The sequence below is a fragment of the Flavobacterium sp. 2 genome, assembly GCF_049949195.1.
In the GTDB taxonomy this organism is placed as follows: domain Bacteria; phylum Bacteroidota; class Bacteroidia; order Flavobacteriales; family Flavobacteriaceae; genus Flavobacterium.
This window is the reverse complement of record NZ_CP188206.1, coordinates 4,662,836-4,686,750: the sequence shown is the minus strand read 5'-3', so window position 1 is coordinate 4,686,750 and position 23,915 is coordinate 4,662,836. Positions and strand designations below refer to the sequence as shown.

At 33.8% G+C, this 23,915-nt stretch carries 17 protein-coding genes; 5 read left to right on the top strand and 12 right to left on the bottom strand.

Going from position 1 to position 23,915, the window contains the following annotated elements:
* Positions 1-17 precede the first annotated feature (17 nt).
* Both ACNFIH_RS20415 and ACNFIH_RS20410 read left to right on the top strand, forming a co-directional pair.
* Complete coding sequence (locus ACNFIH_RS20415) at positions 18-935, top strand: PorP/SprF family type IX secretion system membrane protein (RefSeq protein ID WP_035646915.1); 918 nt, start codon at positions 18-20, stop codon at positions 933-935.
* Positions 936-946: 11 nt separating this feature from the next.
* Entirely contained in the window at positions 947-2,887 is a 1,941-nt protein-coding gene (locus ACNFIH_RS20410) for an OmpA family protein (protein WP_426484542.1), read from the top strand.
* Between the two features lie 131 nt (positions 2,888-3,018).
* Here the strand turns inward: ACNFIH_RS20410 and ACNFIH_RS20405 are convergent, their stop codons facing one another.
* From ACNFIH_RS20405 to pyrR, 6 genes are all read right to left on the bottom strand, one after another.
* Positions 3,019-3,522, bottom strand: a complete 504-nt coding sequence (locus tag ACNFIH_RS20405; protein WP_167498075.1) for a CAP domain-containing protein — start codon at positions 3,520-3,522, stop codon at positions 3,019-3,021.
* Between the two features lie 175 nt (positions 3,523-3,697).
* A complete protein-coding gene (pdxH, locus tag ACNFIH_RS20400) occupies positions 3,698-4,342 on the bottom strand; it encodes a pyridoxamine 5'-phosphate oxidase (protein WP_426484541.1) in 645 nt (214 codons plus the stop codon).
* A gap of 94 nt (positions 4,343-4,436) precedes the next feature.
* Complete coding sequence (locus ACNFIH_RS20395) at positions 4,437-5,342, bottom strand: ribonuclease Z (RefSeq protein ID WP_426484540.1); 906 nt, start codon at positions 5,340-5,342, stop codon at positions 4,437-4,439.
* 94 nt (positions 5,343-5,436) lie between these two features.
* Entirely contained in the window at positions 5,437-5,769 is a 333-nt protein-coding gene (locus tag ACNFIH_RS20390) for a ribonuclease Z (RefSeq protein WP_308098629.1), read from the bottom strand.
* A 147-nt stretch (positions 5,770-5,916) separates the two neighbouring features.
* Positions 5,917-6,846 carry an aspartate carbamoyltransferase catalytic subunit gene (locus ACNFIH_RS20385; RefSeq protein ID WP_035646922.1) on the bottom strand — a complete coding sequence of 310 codons (930 nt, stop codon included), beginning with the start codon at positions 6,844-6,846 and terminating at the stop codon, positions 5,917-5,919.
* A 153-nt stretch (positions 6,847-6,999) separates the two neighbouring features.
* Positions 7,000-7,539, bottom strand: coding sequence for a bifunctional pyr operon transcriptional regulator/uracil phosphoribosyltransferase PyrR (pyrR, locus tag ACNFIH_RS20380; RefSeq protein ID WP_008468864.1), 540 nt, complete (start codon positions 7,537-7,539; stop codon positions 7,000-7,002).
* Positions 7,540-7,748: 209 nt separating this feature from the next.
* Between pyrR and ACNFIH_RS20375 the strand changes: the two genes are divergently transcribed.
* Entirely contained in the window at positions 7,749-8,534 is a 786-nt protein-coding gene (locus ACNFIH_RS20375) for a hypothetical protein (RefSeq protein WP_426484539.1), read from the top strand.
* 167 nt (positions 8,535-8,701) lie between these two features.
* Here ACNFIH_RS20375 and ACNFIH_RS20370 read toward each other — a convergent pair whose 3' ends face one another.
* Positions 8,702-9,502 (bottom strand): hypothetical protein, encoded by an 801-nt coding sequence (locus ACNFIH_RS20370; protein WP_426484538.1) that lies wholly within the window; start codon positions 9,500-9,502, stop codon positions 8,702-8,704.
* A 197-nt stretch (positions 9,503-9,699) separates the two neighbouring features.
* Between ACNFIH_RS20370 and ACNFIH_RS20365 the strand changes: the two genes are divergently transcribed.
* Together ACNFIH_RS20365 and ACNFIH_RS20360 are read left to right on the top strand one after the other, a co-directional pair.
* The gene (locus ACNFIH_RS20365) at positions 9,700-10,332 is read left to right on the top strand and encodes a class I SAM-dependent DNA methyltransferase (RefSeq protein ID WP_426484537.1); all 633 of its coding nucleotides are present in this window, start codon (positions 9,700-9,702) and stop codon (positions 10,330-10,332) included.
* 108 nt (positions 10,333-10,440) lie between these two features.
* Entirely contained in the window at positions 10,441-10,614 is a 174-nt protein-coding gene (locus tag ACNFIH_RS20360) for a hypothetical protein (RefSeq protein WP_167498076.1), read from the top strand.
* A 46-nt stretch (positions 10,615-10,660) separates the two neighbouring features.
* On the opposite strand, the gene ACNFIH_RS20355 is transcribed toward ACNFIH_RS20360, so the two are convergent.
* From ACNFIH_RS20355 to nagB, 5 genes are all read right to left on the bottom strand, one after another.
* Positions 10,661-12,280, bottom strand: coding sequence for an ABC-F family ATP-binding cassette domain-containing protein (locus ACNFIH_RS20355; protein ID WP_035646928.1), 1,620 nt, complete (start codon positions 12,278-12,280; stop codon positions 10,661-10,663).
* Between the two features lie 294 nt (positions 12,281-12,574).
* The gene (locus tag ACNFIH_RS20350) at positions 12,575-13,348 is read right to left on the bottom strand and encodes a TlpA family protein disulfide reductase (protein ID WP_426484536.1); all 774 of its coding nucleotides are present in this window, start codon (positions 13,346-13,348) and stop codon (positions 12,575-12,577) included.
* 333 nt (positions 13,349-13,681) lie between these two features.
* Positions 13,682-19,165 carry a glycosyl hydrolase family 18 protein gene (locus tag ACNFIH_RS20345; protein WP_426484535.1) on the bottom strand — a complete coding sequence of 1,828 codons (5,484 nt, stop codon included), beginning with the start codon at positions 19,163-19,165 and terminating at the stop codon, positions 13,682-13,684.
* 468 nt (positions 19,166-19,633) lie between these two features.
* Entirely contained in the window at positions 19,634-21,700 is a 2,067-nt protein-coding gene (locus tag ACNFIH_RS20340) for a beta-N-acetylhexosaminidase (protein WP_426484534.1), read from the bottom strand.
* 158 nt (positions 21,701-21,858) lie between these two features.
* Positions 21,859-23,799 (bottom strand): glucosamine-6-phosphate deaminase, encoded by a 1,941-nt coding sequence (nagB, locus tag ACNFIH_RS20335; protein WP_426484533.1) that lies wholly within the window; start codon positions 23,797-23,799, stop codon positions 21,859-21,861.
* Positions 23,800-23,915: the final 116 nt, after the last annotated feature.

Sequence of the window (23,915 nt, the reverse complement as noted above, 5' to 3'; positions counted from 1 at the left end):
AATAATAAATATCTACTATGAGAACAAAATTATTTTACTTCGTCATTCTGTTTGTAACTATTGCAGGTCACGCGCAGCAAGATGCTCAATATACGCAATACATGTACAACACAATAAACATAAATCCTGCCTATGCAGGTTCTCGTGGAGCCTTAAGCCTTTTCGGATTATACCGTACGCAATGGGTTGGTTTGGATGGTGCGCCTGAAACAAGCAGTTTCTCGGTAAATACACCTATAAATAACAGTAATCTCGGAATTGGAGCTTCACTTGTTAACGATAAAATTGGTCCAACAAATGAAAACAATATTTCTGTCGATGTTTCATACACAGTACAAACCTCAGCAAATTTCAAACTTTCATTTGGTATCAAAGGAACAGCCAATATATTCAATTTGGATGTAAGCAAACTGAATCCTGATATTTCAGGAGATCCACAGTTTCAGGATTTGGATAATAAATTTACCCCTAACGTTGGAGCCGGAGTTTATTGGCATTCAGATAAAGCTTATGTTGGTTTTTCTATCCCAAATTTCATCGAAACAAATCGCTACGATGATAATGATATTGCCATTTTCAAAGACAAAATCAATTATTATTTAATGGCAGGTTATGTATTTGATCTTGATAAATATCAATACATCAGATTCAAACCAGCTGTACTTACTAAAATGGTTGAAGGTGCGCCGCTTCAAGTAGATCTTTCAGCGAACTTTATGTTCTTTGACAAGTTTGTTGCCGGTGTCGCTTATAGATGGAGTGCTTCATTAAGTGCTATGGTTGGGTTCCAAATCACTGACGGTCTTTATTTAGGTTACGGTTACGACCATGAAACCACAAACCTGAATAATTATAATTCAGGATCACACGAGATATTCCTGCGTTATGAATTCTTTACTAAAAATGGTAAAATAACAACTCCTCGTTTCTTCTAAAAATAAGTACTATGAAAAATTATATTTTCCTTTGCCTAACATTTGTAAGCGTTTTTTCATTGGACAGTTATTCACAGCAGTCAAAAGTAAATTCTGGCGATAAAAAATACAATAATTACGCTTACGTTGATGCAATAAAGACGTATGAAAAAGTAGCAAATAAAGGATATAAATCTGAAGAAATGTTCAAGAAACTTGGAAATTCTTATTACTTCAATTCAGATTTTGAAGGAGCTGCTAAATGGTATGGTGAGTTGTTTGCAATGAGTTCGAACATAGAACCTGAATATTATTACAGATATGCTCAATCGTTAAAATCAATAGGAGATACAGCAAAAGCAAATAAAATTCTAGATGAATTTGATGCCAAAAACTCAAACGACAACAGAGCAAAACTGTATAAAGAAGATGTAAATTACCTAGAACAGATTAAAGCAAATTCGGGACGATATAATATTGAAAACGCCGGAATAAACAGCAAATATTCAGATTACGGTTCCTTTGTTTACAACAATAAATTATACTTTGCTTCTGCGCGAGATACTGGAAATTTTTCTCAGCGAAAACACAAATGGACTGGCGAATATTTTACCAATATTTATGATGCTGATGTTGATCCGGCTACTTATACTGCAAGTAAAGTAAACAAGTTCAAAAATGCTTTAAACAGTAAATTCAACGAAGCAACTCCAGTGTTTTCAAAAGATGGAAAAACGGCTTACTTCACAAGAAACAATTTTGTTGACGGAAAAAAAGGGAAAGATGCTAATAAAATTACTTTAGTAAAATTATATAAAGCCACACTTGACAGCAAAGGACAGTGGACCAATATAGCGCCACTTTCTTTTACAAGTGACAATTACAGTACCGCGCATCCAGCACTTAGTGCAGATGGAAAAACACTTTATTTTGCTTCTGATATGCCAGGTACTGTCGGACAGTCTGATATATATAAAGTGAGTGTCAACGCAGATGGAAGTTATGGAACTCCTGAAAATTTAGGAAAAACTATTAATACTGAAGGAAAAGAAACATTTCCGTATGTAACAGATGACAACGAAATTTACTTTGCTTCAGATGGTCATCCCGGACTGGGCGGATTAGATGTTTTTGTGGGTGATATTGACAGCGACGGAACAATCAGCAATATTCAGAATTTAGGTGCCGATATCAATTCTCCAAAAGATGATTTTGCCTATTTTATTGATCCAGTCAGCAGATTGGGTTATTTCAGTTCCAATAAAGACGGCGGATTAGGTTCTGATGATATTTACAAATTTTTGGAAACCCGAAGGCTGAAATGTATTCAAGAGTTGAGCGGTATTATAACGGATATTGCTACAAATGAAATTTTGCCAGGCGCAAAAGTAACTTTATACGAAAATCAAGTAATCAAAGCTACTACAACGGCAGACGATACAGGATTGTATAAACTTCCAGTCGATTGTAAAAAAACATATAATGTACGTGCCGAAAAACAAGATTATGAAACCAAAGAAGTTAGTGTAACTATTGATAAAGTAAGTGGAAAAACCGACTTGCCAATTGCTTTAACCAAACGCATGTGTCGTGTAACGGTTGGTGATGATTTAGGAAAATGTTTTGGTATCAAAATGATTTACTTCGATTTAGACAAATCAAACATTCGACCTGAAGCTGCATTGGATTTAGAAAAAATTCTGGCCGTGTTAAACGACTATCCAGCTATGAAATTGGATATTCGTTCACACACCGATAGCCGTGCATCGCATCAATACAATGAAGGTTTATCTGACCGAAGAGCAAAATCCACTATTCAATGGTTAATTAAAAATGGTATAAAATCCGATCGTTTAACCGGAAAAGGATATGGTGAAACTCAGCTTGTAAACAAATGTTCTGATGGCGTTCCTTGTACAGAAGAAGAACATCAAATGAACAGACGAAGCGAATTTATAATTACAGCACTTTAGTTAATTAGATTATCATAATTGGAAGAAAAAAAGCTGCCTAAAATGGGCAGCTTTTTTTTCAAAAAAAAAATCGTCACAGCTTAAAAAAAACCTGCAACGATCACTAAAAACCAACCAGTTTTCAATCAAGCTTATAATCTAACAAAAATGTTAGTATAATATTTTTTACCAGTTTTAGCATCGACAGTTATTGCTATACCAAAATGAGTAAAATTACCTTCAATATTTTCCTTATGTCCTGGACTTTCTAGCCAAGCTTTCACAACAGCTTCCGAAGTTTTGTAATTGTACGCGACATTCTCACCTACTTTTTTTGCACCAAGCACTTTTTCAAGATTTTCAGAACGAGCCACAAAATCATTATGATCAACAACATTTTTTTCGATCATATATTTGTTGTGTTCTTCACATTTAGCTGAAATATGATTGATTGGTTCTAAAGCATTTAGACCAATACTCACACGGTAATCGTTAATCAATTTCAAGGTTTCTAATTCTGAATCATTGTACGTGTAGTTCGTAATCAGAATTTCAGTTGAAGTACTGTTTTCGGTTCCCTCGGCAGTGTCGGCAGAACATGCGTTCATTGCAAAAAGTATTGCAATGAACGTCATGATGCGCATTATCTTCTTCATAATCATACAGTAGTTTAATGCTTAAAGTAAATGTTGGGGCAAATCCTTTAAATTTTTATATTTGAATAAATTGTTTCACTTTTCTTACGTCAAACGTATTCAAATTGTCGGTAAACTACAAAAATAATCGATGAAATACATTAAAATTTTAATTTAACATATAATTTTCTTACAATTAAGACGATAACCGCTCAATCTTCCATGAAAAATCAGATTGGCTTGTATAACGAATTCTGTCGTGAAGTCTATTTGGTCTTCCTTGCCAAAATTCTACTTGTAAGGGAGTTACTAAATAACCACCCCAATTTTCAGGTCTCGGAATCTCTTTTCCTTCAAATTCTGCTTCCAGTTTTTTCAGGTTTTCTTCTAAAAAAGTTCTCGACGGAATAACTTCGCTTTGATTTGAAACTATTGCTCCCAGCTTACTTCCATCCGGACGAGAATCAAAATAACCATCTGAAATATTTTCAGAAGTCTTTTGCGCAATTCCTTTTATTATCACCTGACGCTCCATCTCCTGCCAAAAAAAAGACAGGCAAACATTTGGGTTTGCTTCAATCGCTTTTCCTTTTTCAGAATTATAATTGGTATAAAATATAAATCCTTCTTCAGAGAATTTTTTCAATAAAACAACACGCGATTTCGGGAAACCATCCAATCCAATTGTTGAAACCGTCATCGCATTCACTTCTCCGCTTCCACCAAAATCTTCCACTTCATGAAACCAGCGATTAAAAAGATTAATCGGATCTTCCGGAATATTAGTTTCCAGTAATTCGCTCTTTTCGTAAGATCTTCTATAATTACTTAAATCGTTCATTTTTTTTAGATTTTTAGACTTCTTAGACATTAGACTTCTTAGATTCTTATTGAAGCTGACTTTAGGACTTTCGACTTATGACCTTAAGACTTATTTAAAACTCAAAACTCTGGCCATCATCTGCCAAAAGCACATTTGAGAAAACTTCCTCCGCTTCTGCTTTAAAACGTTCCAAACCATCATATCGTGTCGAATAATGACCTAAAATCAATTGTTTTACATTCGCTTTTAAAGCAATTCGCGCTGCTTCTTTCGCTGTTGAATGCAATGTTTTTTGTGCCAAAGCCGCTTCTGACTCCAAAAAGGTAGACTCATGATACAAAACATCTACATTTTCAATAATCGGGATTATGGCTTCGTGATAAACAGTGTCCGAACAAAAAGCATAACTTTTGGTTGGTGCCGGGTCAAAAGTCAGTTTTTCATTTTCAATTACAGTTCCGTTATCCAATGTAATATCTCCACCATTTTTTATTTTCTGATAATAAGCAACGTGGATATCATAGTTCTGAACAGCTTCAACATTCAGTTTTCTTTCATCCGGTTTTTCCTGAAAAAGATAACCATTAGTATAAACACGATGTTTCAGCGGAATTGTCTTTACTATAACTTTCTTATCTTCAAAAATAACTTCACTTTCTTTCGATTCTAATTCGTGGAAAAACAAATTGTAAGTTGTCCATGATTCCGTCAGTTTTAATTGAAGCAGGATAAGCTCTTTAATTCCTTTTGGTCCGTAAATATGCAAATCGGTTGCTCTTCCTAAAAGAGAAAAAGTCGAAATAGTTCCGATCAATCCAAACAAATGATCCCCATGAAGATGAGAAATAAAAATGTGATTAATTTTTGAGAATTTAATCTTGTTTTTCCTGAGCTGAACCTGAGTTCCTTCTCCGCAGTCAATCAAAAACAAGCGGTTTTTAATTTCTAAAACCTGCGCAGTTGGGTTGGTTATTGTTCTCGGAGTAGCTGCATAACAGCCAAGTATTGTTAGTTTCAATTTGCTTATTTGTTTAATTGGTAAATCGTTTAATCGGCTAAAATCAAATCAAAACGATTAAACAGTTAAACGAATAAACAATTAAACCTTATTTTTAAAATCCCAAATCTCTTTCGATTTCTTCCATTTCGATAATATCGTGTGCTTCCAAAAGTGACGGAACCACAACCAATTTATCTGAAATAGCGTTAAAATCAAGGTCTGAAGCCACAATTACAAATGATTTTTTGGCTTTTTTCTGTTGTTTTGAAAGCGGTAAAAAAAGCTTCAAATCATTTTCAGTCAGAGCAGTATCAGATGAAAGATCGATTATAATATTATGTTTTTCAAAAGTCTTAATTTGTTGCGTCACTTTTTCCAAGAAAGAATTTACATCTCCTTGTGTATCCTTAATTGTAACGGTATGTCCTTTTTGATCTACTTTCATTTTATAATTAGTGGGGCTTATATTTTATTACGCTAATTTACTAAGTTTTTTTCAGTTTCAAGTTTCAGGTTTCAAGTTTGTTACGCTAAGCGATCCAATATTTACATTTCAACAACTTGAAACATTAAACTTGAAACAAAAATAAAATTATTGCTGAATCTTAGAAGCCAATAAATAAATAACGGCCATTCTAATCGCAACACCATTTTCCACCTGATTCAAAATCACTGAATGATCAGAATCGGCAACTTCAGAAGTAATCTCTACTCCTCTGTTGATTGGTCCCGGGTGCATGATTACGATTTCTTTTCCAAGAGAATCCAAAAGCGGTTTATCCACTCCGTATTGTTGTGCGTACTCACGTGTCGACGGGAAGAAATTCACATCCATACGTTCGTTTTGTACGCGAAGCATATTAGCAACATCGCACCATTCTAATGCTTTTCTTAAATTTGGTTCAACCGTAACACCAAGTGATTCGATATATCTAGGAATCAATGTTTTTGGCCCGCAAACTTTAACTTCAGCGCCTTGCATTTTCAAAGCATATATATTGGATAAGGCAACTCTTGAATGCAGAATATCACCTACAATAACTACTTTTTTTCCGGCAACATCGCCTAGTTTTTCTCTGATAGAATAACTGTCCAATAAAGCTTGAGTTGGATGTTCGTGGGCTCCGTCTCCGGCGTTTACGATACTGGCTTTGACATTTTTAGATAAAAAATAAGCCGCTCCGGGATTAGAGTGGCGCATTACAACCATATCCACTTTCATCGAAAGGATATTGTTTACAGTATCAATCAAGGTCTCTCCTTTTTTAACCGATGACTGAGCTGCAGAAAAACTGATTACATCAGCAGACAAACGTTTCTGCGCTAGTTCAAAAGAGAGTTTGGTTCTGGTACTATTTTCGAAGAAAATATTGGCAATAGTAATATCTCGTAATGAAGGAACTTTTTTAATTGGTCGGTTAATGACTTCTTTAAAATGATCTGCCGTTTCAAAAATCAGGTTAATATCATTCTCGTTGATATATTTAATTCCTAATAAATGATTTACGCTTAATTCTTTCATCTTTCTGTTTAATTGTTTATTTGTTTAATCGTTTAATCGTTTGCTTTGCGATTAAACAGTTAACCGATTTAACGGTTTAACTTTTTTTAATTTCTTTAATCGTTTAATCTTTAGGTTTTTCCGATTAAACAATTAACCGGTTAACCGATTAAACTAATTTGTCACTAGGTGAACAACATCTTCACCATCATTTTCTTTCCAGCTTACAATTACTTTTTCACCATTAATAGCATCTACCTGACGGCCTCTATAATCAGGTTGAATTGGTAAATGACGGCTGAAACGTCTGTCTATTAAAACCAATAATTCAATTTCTGAAGGTCTTCCGAAAGATTGAATTGCCGTTAAGGCAGAACGAATGCTTCTTCCTGTAAACAAAACGTCATCTATAAAAATAACTTTTTTGTCTTCGACTATAAAATTAATTTGGGTTTTATTGGCTTCAAGCGGTTTATCAGTACGACGGAAATCATCTCTAAAAAAAGTGATGTCCAGATATCCTAAAGAAATTTCAGGAACCTTGTATTCGTTTTCTAATATTTGTTTTAAACGTTCAGCTAAAAAAACGCCTCTTGGCTGAATTCCAACTAAAATAGTTTCAGAGAAATCAAGATGTTTTTCGATTAACTGACAAGCCAAACGATGGAGTATGATAGTAACTTCTTTCGAATTAAGTAATACTTTTTGACTCATAAGTGATTGTAATGTTTGGTTGCGCAAATATACGGAATCTGATTTTATTTGTTGGGGTGTTGGGGTTGGAAATATTTTTTATTAGAATTAGATACCTTTTGTTTTTAAATAAAAGAACAATTTGATTTCCTCATAATTGTGAATTACTCTAAGTTTTTATAATAGTAAAAATTTATACTTTAGCATTCTATCTTTAGACCAAGGAAAATATGAACGAAAATTTAGATTTAATAATTACTGTTATTACTGGAGCAATTACAGGAACATTTTTATGGGAGGGATTTAAATTCTTTTACCCCGATATAAAACAATATTTTAAATCAAAAATTGATGCTAAAAATTTATTTTACAAAAATTTAGATCCTATTCTAAAGTCCGCAAGTGAGTTATATGGAAAAATAGAATCCTTATCGAAAGAAGATTTTTCAACCTTCATAAATTTACGAAACTCAAACTCCAGTGATCCTATTCATAATCAAAAATATGTTTTTTATCTCTTTGCACAATTTTGGGCACAACTAGAATATTTAAGATTAGAAAGCCAATATATTGATTTATCCAAAAATAAAAAAGGAAATCAATTATTAAGATTCATTGAAACAATAGAATCACGAAAATATAGACTTTTAGATAGATCAATACAGCGAGTGATTGGCGAATGTCTAATAATAAATAAAGATCAAAAATTTAGAGTTATGACTCTTAAAGATTTTTTAGAAGCATTAGATACAGAAAATAGCCCTTTATCTAAATGGATTTTATTACTTGAACAAAAATTATTAAATGTAAGGGACAAAGAACAAAGACAATCAGTATTGAGATTTGGAGTTATTATTTCTGCCTTAATTGATCATTTTGATCCAAGATATAAAACTGTTAGACGTAGAAGTATTTATCTACACAAACTAAATCCTCGTAGCAAAAAAATTCTTGAACAACATCTTTTTAAATATTATTTAAAATTTATAAAAAATAAAAAAAGATATTACAAATAACAACGGGAGCCCGCAGAACCATCGTTTCTAATGAAACTACTTGTTCGTTGGACTCCACTCCGTTATCGTTAAATTTATTTTATTAATTGAGTTTCTTTAAACTTTTATATAAAAACACAATATTAAGAAAAATAGTCAAATTATATAAACACAACTAATATATAATTTTAAATTAAAGATCTTAAGAAATTTTCAATAATTTCTGGTTGAATTTTTCTTTGTTCTAAATCTTTATACCACAGATTTTTTTCTGTTGTTAAATTATGAACTAAAACTAGATGTTCAACAATTGGAATATTATTAATTTGTAACTGCTTTGCAATATGCACTGTTAATCTTTTAAATATTTGAAGCTCCCAAAGTGAAATTTCAATATCTCTTAATACTCCACCTGTTTTATTGGAAAGCAATACTGCAAGATTTTTATAATTTTCATTAATCGGCTCCATAAATTCCATAAGCTTATCAAAATCAACAGAATTCGAACGTAGAGATTCTCCCACAGAACTATTACAAGTACAGTATACAACAAATCCTTTTTTCCAATATTGGAAAGCCACGTTTGGCAAAGTCATAGAAAAATCTGAAGAAACATAAAAAGATTCTCCATGTTCTAAACGCTTTGGCCATTTTTCTGCATTAATAATTAAATGAACAGGCTCAAATTTTTCAGGATTATTAATATCCTCGAAATGATAGTTTAAAGAATTTATAAATTTTATTTCTTTAGAAACATTTAAAAGTCTTATATGCAAAATACATTTCCTAGGTTGAGGATCTGTAATATAATTTAGGGAGAAATCAAAATTAGGATTATTCCCAGAAAATTTCTTTTTTTTCTTATCTTTCCTTTCTGTTTTCCACTTTTTAAACCTATCTCTAATATTAAGAAAATTTGAAGTTATAGCAAAAATGGCCGCAATTGCAGTAATAACAGTAGTTCCAAATAAAACCGTTAATATTCCCATAAATATTAAATTAATGAAAAATTGATATCAAATATATACATTTGAACTAAATAATTTATGAGTGATTTTCAAAATATCATATTGATTTCGAAAGCCAAAACTATGCTCCAACAGTTTATAAAAAAACAAAAAACATTCCCCGCTCTGCGAAGTCTCCCGACTTCGTAGCGACAACAGTAGAATACAACTAAAATCTAATGGATAAATACCAAGAAACTTTTGAAACGTGGAATAAAATTGCCAATCTCTATGAAGATAAGTTTATGAATTTAAGCTTGTACGATGAGACGTACGATTTCTTTTGTAACATTCTAAAAAAAGAACAAGTAAACATATTTGAAATTGGTTGCGGGCCAGGAAACATTACAAAATATTTATTATCCAAAAATCCTAATCTAAAAATTACAGGTATTGACATTGCTCCAAAAATGATTGAATTGGCAAAAGCAAATAATCCTTCTGCCAACTTTGAAGTAATGGATACAAGAGAACTTAGCACGGTAAATCAAAAATTTGATGCCATTATGTGTGGCTTTTGCTTGCCTTATTTATCCGAAAAAGATTGTTCTAAACTAATAAATGACTCGGAAAGAATACTTTTAAACGATGGAATTTTATATTTAAGTTTTGTTCAGGGAAAACCTTCCGAATCTGGTTTTATTTCTGGAAGCACTGGAGATCGTACTTATTTTTATTATCATTCTTTAGAAGATATCAGCAATCAACTTTTAAAACATCATTTTGACGTAATTAAACTATTCAATGTAAATTATCCAAAAGCTGAAAATATAGAAATTCATACTATAATAATTGCGAAGAAAAAAGAATAGTCAATTCAAAAATTATCTCCAAATCCTAAAACATTTCCCAAAAATTCTATAACACATTTTCCAGCTTCCTGAAGTAATTTTAAATATCAATTTAAAACATCAGAAGTCATGCAAAATAAAATACTAAGATTGTTAATGGTATTTGTAATACTGTTTTCATTTACAAGCTGTGAAGTTATTGGAGACATTTTTAAAGCCGGAATGGGATTCGGGATATTTATCGTAATTTTTGTTGTTGCGATTATTATCTGGATTTTCGCAAAAATGTTCGGCAGTAAATAAGACATAAAAAAATCCCGTTATTCTCATAACGGGATTTTTGTTTTTATTAAAGATTGTACATCTTTTTTCTTTGTTCCTGAATCTTTTCATCATCAAGATATTCATCAAATGTCATGTAACGGTCGATTACTCCGTTTGGTGTCAATTCTACGATTCTGTTACCAACAGTTTGCGCGAACTCGTGGTCATGCGTTGTGAAAATTACAGAACCTTTAAAGTTTTTCAATGAGTTATTGAAAGCTGTAATAGACTCCAAATCTAAGTGGTTTGTTGGTTCGTCTAACATTAAAACGTTAGCACGTTCCATCATCATTCTAGACAACATACAACGTACTTTTTCTCCTCCAGATAAAACTCTAGATGTTTTTAAAGCTTCTTCTCCAGAGAAAATCATTTTCCCTAAGAAACCTCTAATAAATACCTCATCACGCTCTTCTTCTGTTTTAGCATATTGACGTAACCAATCAACTAAAGTCAAATCATTTTCGAAGAAATCGTGGTTTTCAGCAGGAAGATACGCTTGGTTTGTTGTAATTCCCCAATCAAAAGATCCTGAATCTGCTTTTTGTTCACCGTTTAAGATTTCGTAGAAAGCTGTTGTTGCACGTGAATCTTTAGAAAAAAGAACGATTTTATCGCCTTTTGCCATATTCAAATCAACGTCTTTAAATAGAACTTCACCATCTACAGAAGCAGAAAGATTTTCAACATTCAAAATCTGATCTCCAGCTTCACGATCCTGATCAAAAATAATTGCAGGATAACGACGGCTTGAAGGTTTGATTTCAGAAATATTCAATTTCGAAATCATTTTTTTACGAGAAGTTGCTTGTTTCGATTTCGCCACGTTTGCACTAAAACGACGAATAAATTCTTCAAGCTCTTGTTTCTTCTCTTCTGCTTTTTTGTTTTGTTGTGCACGTTGTTTTGCCGCTAATTGGCTAGACTCGTACCAGAACGTATAATTTCCTGAATAGTGATTGATTTTTCCGAAATCAATATCAGAAATATGTGTACAAACCGCATCTAAAAAGTGACGGTCGTGAGATACAACGATTACAGTATTTTCATAGTTTGCTAAGAAGTTTTCTAACCAAGCGATTGTCTCGAAATCCAAATCGTTGGTAGGCTCATCCATAATCAATACATCAGGATTTCCGAAAAGCGCCTGCGCCAAAAGCACACGAACTTTCATTTTCCCTTCCATATCTGCCATTAAAGTATAATGATCTGCTTCTGAAATTCCTAAGTTAGACAACATCGCAGCAGCATCTGAATCGGCGTTCCATCCGTTCATTTCTTCGAATTGAACCTGAAGCTCCCCTATTCTGTCTGCATTTTTATCATTATAATCTAAATAAAGTTCATCCATTTCTTTTTTAACAGCGTACAGAACTTTATTTCCCATTAAAACGGTTTCCAAAACTGTATGCTCATCGAACATGTTGTGATTTTGGTTTAAAACCGACATACGTTTTCCTGGCTCTAAATGAATATGTCCCGAAGTTGGGTCCATATCGCCTGAGATAATTTTAAGAAATGTAGATTTTCCAGCACCGTTGGCTCCAATAACGCCGTAAATATTTCCGTGAGTGAATGTGGTATTTACTTCGTCAAACAAAATTCGTTTGCCAAATTGAACTGATAAATTATTGACTGTTAACATGAATGTCTTTTTAATTAATTTGGTGCAAAAGTAGTGAAAAAGGTTCTAAGTTGCAAAGATACTAAGGCGCTAAGGTTTTTTATGCACACGAGTATTTTTCTCGCAGTCCCGATAGCTATCGGTAGCAAAGACGCTAAGTTTTGTTTTTAGGTTGATAATTATACCCAATCTTGTCATTTCGACTGAAGGGAGAAATCACACTAGTTGATCGACAAAGATTGAAGATATACTTTGTAGAGTTTCTTGTGAGATTTCTCCCTTCAGTCGAAATGACAAACTGTTTCTTAAATTCATCTAAAGCTTACTTTCCTTAGCCAACGCAACTTCCAGACTTTCAAAATTCGGCAGAACTTTCGAAATCATTCCTTCTTCGTTTATAATAAAATGAGTTGGAAATGAATTCAAGTGTAAAGCTTCATTCATATATTCCTTCATGTCTGGAATTACGGAATATGAAAGTGGTTTTCTTGCCAAAAATGTTTTTAATTGTTCTGGAGAATCTTCGGCTAAACTTATAAAAACAATGTCTTTTCGGTCTTTGTAATCTTCTACTAATTTGTTGACTTGTGGAAACTCTCTGATACAAGGTGTGCAGTGAATATACCAACATTTTATTACGATGATTTTTCCTTTCATGGATTCATTCGTAACCAAATTTCCGTTTAAATCTTTAAATGAAAATTTTGGAAAAGCAGTACCTTCCATTTTGAAGTTTTTATAAGCATCAAAACCAATTTGGTTAATTGTTGCTTTTATGCTTGTATCGGTTTTTGGCAGGATTTTGAATAGTTTATAGACATATTCATTAGCTTCTGATTTTAATCGGATTGGAATAAAATTTCCGTTTGCCAACTGGTCCAGAAAAGTTTCTTTTGAGATTTCTTTTGAAGAAAAATCCAAAGCTGTAAAATCTCTTGAAAGCATTATTTTTTTACTCTGATAAACTGACCAATCGCTAAAAGTTTTTTGAATTTGAATGGGATCAACTTCTGGATTTCCAAGTTTGTTTTGGCTGAAGCTTGAAGTGAAAAATAAAAATATAATTATAATAGTGAATGATTTTTTCATGAAGTTTTATGCGATAATTCTAAGGTCAAAAATACTGATTTCTTTTTAACTGCAATGAAAGCAAAAGGTTTTCACTGGGGACACAAAAGTGTCGTCTGGTATTTGTGATCTCTCCTTCGTCGAGATGACAATATTGTGTTTAAATTTAGACATAAAAAAACCTGGCAATAGAGATTTGCCAGGTTCATAATGCGCTTGTCAAGGAGAAAACCAAATAACAAATCTCCTTAATTCATCGCATTTGTTTGAAATAAAAATTAGATTAAAAAATAAATAACCAAACTCAATTTTAACCGTCCCAATTTTTTATTTCGAAATTTTCAATTCTTTACTCTAGTTTAAAAAATTCATTACTTTGAGTGTTTTTTTGTTTCCTGCTTTGTCTGTCACTATCACTAAAAATACTTGTTTAGATGAAAAATTATGATTCTGAAGCAGTACTTCCTTATTATTCAGAGCGTTTCTCTTACTTACTAAATTTTGTCCATAAACATTGAAAACATCAACTTGTGCAATATCTTCATTATCATTTGAAACTAGTAAGGCATCATTTCTAAAATAGGCTATTGTTTCATCGTTTTTTGGAGAAATATCTTCAAGCACTAATGTTTTTGCTGCCGATTGCGAGGCAAAATAAGCGGCGTAAGCATTAGATAATTCAGATGAATTACCACAAGAAGAGGCATCCCAGTTTACAGACCAAGTCATTAAACCTCTTAAAGAAGGATATGGTCCACCTGGCTGCATAGTATATGTTCTTCCTGAAAAAGTAGTTCCGGTTCTTAAATAATTCATAGCACTAATTCCTTCTGCCGGTGTTAAATAACCGCTACCTGCTGCACTTGGACAAGCTGGTAATGCAATAAGAACTTTTGAGGCCGGTAAACCATCAAAATGCATTCCTGTTGTACCAATGTTATAGCCTTTTATCACCATATCCGTTAAGGCTGTTACCATGTTTGCTTTCTTAGCTGTACCATAATATTGACCATCTAATCCGTTTTCTCCTCCTGTGTTATACAATTGTACTGCTAACAAATCCAATTCATTACGCAAGTTTTGAATGATTGGCAAGAAAGAACCAAAAGTATCCGTATAAGTAGAATATCCTCCTTGTACATATTGTGTTTCCGGAGCGGCTGTTAATAAAAATCCAGGGCCATAGTAAGCTTTTAATTCTTTGCAGGCATCTACTATGTTTTTTAATCTTGGATAAGCAGAAATACCCGCATAAGAAATATCTCTTAAACCTCCTGCATTAAAATTCATTGATCCGCCTTCAAAATCCAAATCAACTCCATCAAATTGATACTCATCAATAATGGCTTTTAGACCATTAACAAAAATGTTTTTTTGCGTTACATTGTCTAAAACAACATGACCATTTTGACCTCCAATAGAAACAATAACAGGAACGCCGCTATCTCTTAAGGATTTTATATCATTCTTCAACAATTGCTTATCGAAAACACCATTGGTCAAATATCTAGTGTCATTTGTAGTTAATACTGGTGTATAACCATCACGATTAACGGTTTCTACGAAAGAATAATCAACTACGTTAAACTTCTTTCCTACCATTTGAGAAAAATATAAAAATGGCGCTGAAGTATTTTCCCAAGAATGTGCGTATCCTAAAATAATTTTAGATGGAAGCGGAAGGAATCTATTAGTGCCTACTTGAGCAATTTTAATTGTATTGTTTAATGTAGTTACACCAGATTGATTATCGGTTGCTTTGATTACAACTGGATAATCCTGATAAGCAGATGGCGTAAAATTATACGTGTAAGTATTATTTGTACCTGCTGTCATGTTAAATGTACCTCCATTTATTGTAATACTAACACCTGAAACTGATCCGTCACTATCAACAGCTGTAACCGAAATTGGCACAACCTGGAAAGAATTTTGGTATATAGTAGTATTCGATGGTGTATTCCAAGTAATTGCCGGCAATGCATTAGGGCAAGTTGTTCCTGAACATTGTAAAGCGAACGCTTTTGTGTTTTCGGCAGTTGTTCCACTTGAAGAGGTTACAGTTGCTTTCAACGTATAATTTTTGTTGAAATCTGCTGCAACTGGCGTCCAATTTGCTACATATTCTGTTCCTGAAAGTGTTGCTGTAATATTCTGTCCGTTTATGTTGAATACAACTGACGAAATTGTTAAGCTCGCATCTACACTTGCAGTTGCTTTAAGCTGAATAGCTGTTCCCGGAGCAATCGCTATCGTTGCCGCTGAAGGAGCCGTAATAGTAACCTGCGGAGGTGTAACTGTATTTGTGTTGAAGTTATAAACTTGTGGCGTTGTTGGCACCGCGAAGTTTGTTAAATTATTTGGAAAATAGGCAATTTCTCCATTTTCCCATGAATTCAATTTTAAACTTGTGATGATTGAATATCCTGCTAAAGCCGAATTGTTATAACTGAAATTTCCTGAAGCATCTGTAGTTGCAATAATACTTACATAACCGTGAGTACTATCTGTCCAAGGTAAAATTAACTCTACTTTGGCACCAGAAACTGGAGTTGAACCATTTTTAACTGTTCCGCTGATTAAGTTTCCGCTTGCTACATTTTGAGTAAAGTTCAACGTTTTATTTGCATTGATTGCAGAATAAACTGTTGAAGCTGGACTAAAACTTAGACCTGTTTTTGCAGCAGTAACTGTATAATTTGAACCTGAAACTAAATTGGCAACACTATAATTTCCTGAAGCATCAGAAGTTGCTGTTAAAGTTGTACTTCCTGATACAGCTGAAATTGTTACGCCAGAAACCGCAGTTGCTCCATTTAGAACGCTTCCGCTAACGGTGTAATAAACCGGAGTTACTACTTGCGTAAAATTTAATGTTTTATTTGCATTAATAGCTGAATAAACCGTTGACGCAGGCGTAAAAGTTAATCCTGTTTTAGCAATTGTCACTGTGTAATCTGAACCTGCAACCAAATTAGCAACACTATAATTTCCTGAAGCATCAGAAGTCGCTGTTAGAGTTGTCGTTCCTGTAACTGCTGAAATTGTTGCACCTGAAACTGGAGTTGCTCCATTAAGAACGCTTCCGCTAACAGTGTAATAAACCGGAGTTACCACTTGCGTAAAATTCAATGTTTTATTTGAATTTATTGCGTTGTAAACCGTTGAAGCCGGTGTGAAAGTTAATCCCGTTTTAGCAATTGTTACTGTATAATTTGATCCTGAAACCAAATTAGCAATACTGTAATTTCCAGAAGCATCAGAAGTTGCTGTTAGTGTTGTAGTTCCTGTAACCGCTGAAATTGTTGCGCCTGAAACTGGAGTTACTCCGTTAAGAACAGTTCCGCTTACCGTATAAGTTGTCGTTACTGCACCTGTATTAAAATCGTAAACTGTTGGATTTGCAGGAACAGCAAAGTTTGTCAAATTGTTTGGTAAATAAACAATTTCTCCGTTTTCCCAAGTATTTAATTTTAAACTTGAAATAGTAGTGTATCCAGTCAATATGGCATTATCAAAGCTATATTTACCTTGTGCATCTGTAACTGCAAGTTTGCTTAAATAAGGGTGTGTGTTATCTGTCCAAGGCAAAATCAATTCTACTTTTGCACCAGAAACTGGAATCGTACCATTTTTGACTGTTCCGCTAATTTTACTTGTTCCAACAACAATAACATCTTGAGAAAAATTCAATGTTTTATTGGCTGTTAAATTAGTATAAACAGTTGAAGCTGGCGTATATGTTTGTCCTGTCAAAGCAGCCGTAACGGTATAATTTCCTGCAGAAGGCAAACTAAGTGAATATACCCCGCTAGCATTTGTAACTGCAGTAAAATTTCCACCTGTTGAAGTTGCTGTAACGGTTACACCTGAAACCGGAGTTGTATTGTTTAAAATCGTTCCGCTTACGGTATAATAAACAATTGGGGCGCTTTGAGTAAAATTCAACGTTTTGTTTGCATCAATAGCATTATAAACCGTTGAAACTGGCGTATACGAAAATCCGGTTTTTGCAGCTGTAACTGTAAAATTAAGCCCAGCGGTTAATCCTGCAACATTGTAAACTCCGCTTGCATTCGAAACGGCAGTCAAAACTGTAGCTCCTGAAGTTGCGGTAACCGTAACTCCAGATATAGGAGTTGAACCATCTAAAATTGTTCCGCTTACTGTATAAGTTGGCTGTGTTCCATTAATAACAATACCCGTTTGATTAACAGTAACATTTGTTAGTGTTACTGGTGTAAATGTATAAGTGGCTTTTAAAGCGGTAAGGGTATAATTTTGTCCGGAAGGCAAATTATTGAATGTAAAATTACCTGCTGTAGAAACTACAGTTTGTAATACAGCATTACCTGCATCACGTAATTCAACTGTAACATCTGTAACTAAAGTTGATCCGTTTTTTACAGAACCCGAAATACTTACCGTTCCTGGAACAACGCTTCCGAAAGAAGTATCAACCTGATTCAATAATGAATTTGGAATTGAACCTCTGGTATCTTGAGATAATTCCCAAATCATACCTCCAGCCAAATTTCTCGATTTTATATACTGAACTTTTAAATCCATTGATTGTTTATCTTCATAAGAAATAAACTCTTTTGTAGTAGCATTATATAAATAAGGAACTTTTGTAGTATTATCAAAATATCTTACCCATCCTGCTGCTGCTGCAGATGCTGTTACCTGCATTGTATTTGGATCTAAATAAGCATGTGAATTCGTAACCGGATTTCCGACTAAATCACAAATTTCGATGCTTCCTGAACGCTCGCACGCTCCAGAACCATCCCAAGTTCCGATTGGGTTTTGTGGATTGGTACATCCTCCAACTATATCTCTAGGAGCCGAAACGAATAATCCGTTTGTTGAGTTAGTAGCAACGTGATCGAATTTTTTTCCGTAGAATGGCAATCCCATGATTAATTTATTTGCAGGGAAACCAATTACGTTTAAATATTGATTAGTCAATTCATCCAATGATTCAGATTGAGTCGCGCCATATAATGGATCATTTGGGTTTCCACTTGCGTATAAAGGAGCATTATAGCATGTTTTGTCATACCAGTTTCCTCCAAAATCATATCCAAAATAAGTGATATAATCGCAATATGTAGAAATATCTTCAGTCATTCCGTATTGTGATCTGTTGTTTGGGCCTAAATACTGCTTTGCTACATTTCGAACATTGTTTCCTGCGGCGATTGTAATCAGCTTATTTGGCATTGCCTGACGCATTGCTTTTAATAAAAGCACTAAATTTTTATTATCATCAGGACTGTATTTTTGTGCAGGAACAGGCGCTCCATTCACTATTTCTGTACCATCAGTTCCGCCTGAAAGAGGATATTCCCAATCGATGTCGAAACCATCAATAAATGGATAAGTAACAATGAAATTTGCCATATCTGTTGCTAATGCTGCTCTTGCTACCGGACTGGCGGCAATTGGCGAAAGATCCTGACCTTTTGTCCATCCTCCAACAGAAATTAAAACTTTTAAATGAGGGTACTTTTGCTTAAGTTTCATTAAGTCATAAAAGTTTCCTTTTACAGGAGCATCCCAAGGGATTCCACCTTCCATGTGCTCATAATCAGCATAGGTATCCAAACATTTCAATTTTGTATTCTCCGGATGTGCCGGATCATACGTTGTGCCATAAAAAGAATAATTTAAATGCGTCAATTTACTTCCATCAATTTTCGGAACGTTGAAATCCCGGGCATAAATAGACCATTGTGCATAATACCCTACTACTTTTTTACCGTGAGCTGGTTGGGCTAACGCAAGTAAGGGAAACAACAAAAACAAAAAAAGTAATCTGTAATAATGTTTCATAGTTATTAATATTGGTTAATAGAAAATAAATAATTGGGCCGAAGCAGTTTTCACTGCTGGGTTTCGCTCAACACAGGTTGGAAGGCTGCGTCGATTGGAAATAAACTCAAATTAAATTCTATAGATAAATATTACTATTACTGATTCTTGATAATCATTAGCAAATAGTAGTGATTGATATTTATTTATAATTTTTAAAAAATTACTATTAAATACAACTGATAAATTTGGGACTACTCATCAATTAACTTTGTTTTGTCATGTTTTAAATTGTACTCTCTCTATTTGGTTTTTAAATGTTAATACTCCGTTAGTGGTTATTTTGCAATTATTCTGTTTGAGATGTGGAATTAAAAAGAATCTAAAAGTTTAATTATAATTACCTCTGCCAAATGTTTTTTTGGCAGAGATAATCAGCATTCTTAAAACAATACTTAAACTTACTAAATACTAATTCAAACCAAATCTTTATATTAATTTCTTTAAACCTGCATAAACTGCAAGCTCAACATCAGCATACTCTTTTGTATTGCAGTCTTCGATTAATTTCTTCAAATCTTCTGACTTTAAAGTCGATTTATTATCCAAAACCAATAAAACCTGTTCTGAGGCGTCACTTAATTTTTTTGACAAAGGAAGAAATGACTGTACTAGTGGCGCATTTGCGCTTAATTCATTTAATCCTTTATTCACAGAAATCCATTTCGTTAAAAATGATGCTACTTTAGCTTTATTTTCAGGCGTTTTATTCGCTACATATTGCGTTACTGCTTCATTAAAAGTTAGCGCATCTTTTGCATCAGGCGTGCATGCATCTGCAAAAAGTGTCAATGGTGAATACATTTGATATTCAGTTCCGCCTTTATTGCGTGTATATCCTTTTAATGGTTCACAAACATTCGAAAACTCATTTAACAAACTAATATCCTGATTGTTTGCAATATTTCTTAAGATTACAGCTTTGTTGCGAATATGCGTCAATCCTAATTCTTCAAGTCTAAATGAAACTACATCTAAACGTTTACGCATATTTGATACATCTGTAATGTCTTCTGCCGACCAAAGTCTTTCTGCAATTGCAGCTGTTCTTGGCCAAACTCTTGAATCTATAGTTGTTTCAGATGCAAGCTCTGTCCACATTGTAGCTTCTCCACCTAGAATTCTTGCTTTTTCTTCTGCAGTCAATACAGCACCTTTTGGCATCGGGTCATTTAAATAATGGCTTTCAACCGGATACATCAAGTCGATATAATAACCGTTTGACAATACGGTTTTGTATCCTTTTTTTACAGCATCAACTAAAGATTGTCCAGCTGCCATTCCTTCATTTGCACCTCTCCAAGAATGAACAATTGCTTCTTTTGAAAGATCTTTAGTTAAAATTTCTTCCCATCCCATTAATTGTTTTCCATGTTTTTTAAGCATTGGAGCCAACTGCATAGTGAAATAGGTTTGTAATTCGTGGTTTGTTTTTAAATTATGTTTCTTTTTAAACTCTTGAATTTTTGGGTTGGCGTCCCAGTCTTTCCCTTCATTTTCATCTCCCCCAATATGAAAATAAGCTCCGGGAAATAAGGGGCAAACCTCATCAAAAAGTTCACTTAAAATTTGATATGTTTTAGGATTTGAAGGATCTAATGTTGGCGAAAAAATACCGGCATTTCTTTCAATTCCATAGGTAGCAATTGCTGTTCCCTGAATATTTTTTTCAGAAGTTCCTCCTGTCAACGTAATCACTTTGCTTCCAATTTCTGGATAAGCTGTTAATATCGAAGATCCGTGACCTGGAACATCTATTTCCGGAACTATTAAAATACCGCGCTCATCAGCATATTTTACGATATTTTTAATTTCCTCTTGTGTGTAATATAATCCATCCGAAGCAACCTCAATTAGCTTTGGATGTTTTTTCATTTCAATTCTCCATCCTTGATCGTCAACTAAGTGCCAATGAAAAACGTTCATTTTCATTGCTGCCAATCCATCAATATTTCTTTTGATAACATCAACCGGCTGAAAATGTCTTGAAGCGTCAATCATCAATCCTCTCCATGTAAATCTAGGCAAATCTGATATTTGCGAATTCGGGAAGTAAAATGAGGTATTATTATTCTGCAATAATTGCAATAAGGTTTCAAGACCATGCAAGGCACCTAAATCACTTGTTGCGTTTATTGTAATTTTATTTTGTTTGACATCTAAATGATAACTTTCATCTTCATACAAAGCAATTTTTCCGCTTTTGGTACAGTTTATCTGAAGCTCAGCTGTTGGAACTTCGTTTAATTTTGTAACAAAACCTTGAGAGAAAAACATACCAGTCCGTCCATCTAAACGGCGCAAAAAACGCGTTACCCCTCCAAAAATTCTTGGATTTGGGTTTCCGGTAATATTTACTTTAAAACTTTTAGTTAAAGTAAAATTTCCGTCGTTTATAACAACACTCTGAGGCCAAGGCATAAGATTTAGCTGCTCTTTTTGAACCTGAGCACTAGATGTTAAACCTGCAAATAGTAGGACTAATAAATACTTCATTTTAATTTTTTTGAAATGATGTTTCCCTGAAGAAACAGTAATAAATAGATAAAAGAAACAAAACTCAGAAGGATCTCTATTGAACCTCACTAATCGCTATGAAACCAATCTGAATTTTGTAATTCGACTCGCTCTAAATACGAATCTTAAATTTTATTCTAGTAATCAAAGCGTTTAAAGGCTTCGATTGCTTCATATTCTGCTAAACCTAATTCATCATACAGAATCGCAGTATTTTTATTTCGGTCTTCGGCCCTAACCCAAAATTCTCTTGAATCATTTCCTTGGAACATAACTCTGTCTTTTTGAGATTGATGGTATAAAATCGCATGACGTTTCAATAATACTTCTGATGGAGAAAGCGGAACTGCCATGTCAATTTCATGAATATCCCATTCGTGCCAAGCTCCTCTGTACAACCAAAGCCAGCAGTCATCCATGTATTTTTCTGGCTTCAGCTCTTTCATCGCTGCGAAAATCGCATTCAGACATACTTCATGTGTTCCGTGCGGATCTGCCAAGTCTCCTGCTGCAAAAACCTGATGCGGTTTTATTTTGGCAATAATATCTTTTACAATAGCAATATCTTCTGGTCCTAACGGATTCTTTTTTACCTGTCCGGTTTCATAAAACGGAAGATCTAAAAAGTGTGTGTTTTCATCTTTTAGGCCGATGTATCTTGTTGCTGCGTAAGATTCTCTTCTTCTGATTAATCCTTTTAATTTTCTAACTTCAAGAGAATCAATCTGATTTTCTGACTTTTTGTTCAAAAACTCAATAACCGATTTGAAGTTGATATCTTTTGGAAGATTTTCTCCGGCAAAATCGTTGCAAACTTCAGCAAACTTCAATGCCTCGTCGTCAGTAACGGCAATATTTCCAGAGGTTTGATATACAACATGCACATCATGTCCTTGTTTGATCAATTTTGAAAAAGTTCCTCCCATAGAAATCACGTCATCATCTGGATGCGGACTGAAAAGAATCACTCTTTTCTTGGCTGGATTGGCTCTTTCCGGACGGTGTGAATCGTCTGTATTTGGCTTTCCTCCTGGCCATCCTGTAATGGTGTGCTGCAATACATTGAACATATTGATGTTCAAATCGTAAGCAGAACCTTCCTGTGCCAAAAGATCAGACATTCCGTTATTGTTGTAATCACGGTCTGTCAATTTTAATATTGATTGTTTCGTTTTTTGGCACAACCAAACAATTGCTTTACTTTTTAATTCCTGAGTCCAGATGCATTCTCCAACCAGCCAAGGCGTTTTAAAACGAGTCAACTCAGAAGCTGCAGATTGATCCAAAACGAAAGTTGCATTTGGATGATTCTGCAAAAATGTAGCAGGAACCTCAGAACTGATATCTCCCTGAATTGTTCTTTTGATAATGTCGGCTTTATTTTGCCCCCAAGCCATTAATACAATTCGTTTTGATCTCATAATGGTTGAAACTCCCATCGTAATTGCACGTTTTGGAACGTTGTCAATTCCGTTGAAATCAGATGAAGCATCAACTCTTGTAATATGATCCAATGTAATGATTCGTGTTCCTGAATTGATGTGTGAACCTGGTTCATTGAAACCAACGTGACCCGTACGTCCAATTCCTAACAACTGAAAATCTAGACCTCCAGCTTGTTTTATATTCATTTCATAATCGATACAATATTGATTCAATTCATCAATTGCAACTGTACCGTCAGGAATATTAACATTTTCAGGCTTAATATCAATGTGATTAAAAAGATGCTGATGCATGAAATAATGATAGCTCTGATTATTCTCTTTTGACATTGGATAATATTCATCCAAATTAAAAGTAATTACATTGCTAAAGCTTAATCCTTCTTCTCTGTGCATTCTCACTAGTTCCTCATAAACCTTTATAGGAGAAGAACCTGTTGCCAAACCTAATACGCAAGATTTGTTTTTTTCTTGCTTCAATCTGATTAACTGAGCAATTTCCTGCGCAACAATTATAGATGCTTCGGCAGAATTTTTGAAAATTTCGTTGTGAATTTTCTCGAATCTTGTCTCTTCAAATTTACCGGCGCTTTTATAGCTGATATCAGGTTTAATTTCTAAAGCACTTTTCATTTTTTTCTTTTTTTGGTATGTACAATTTTGGCTTTTTAAATGGTATAAGTAACTCTCATTACTTATACCATTTTCAATTACTAACCAAACTTAAATCCTTTTATTCTTTATGTTTT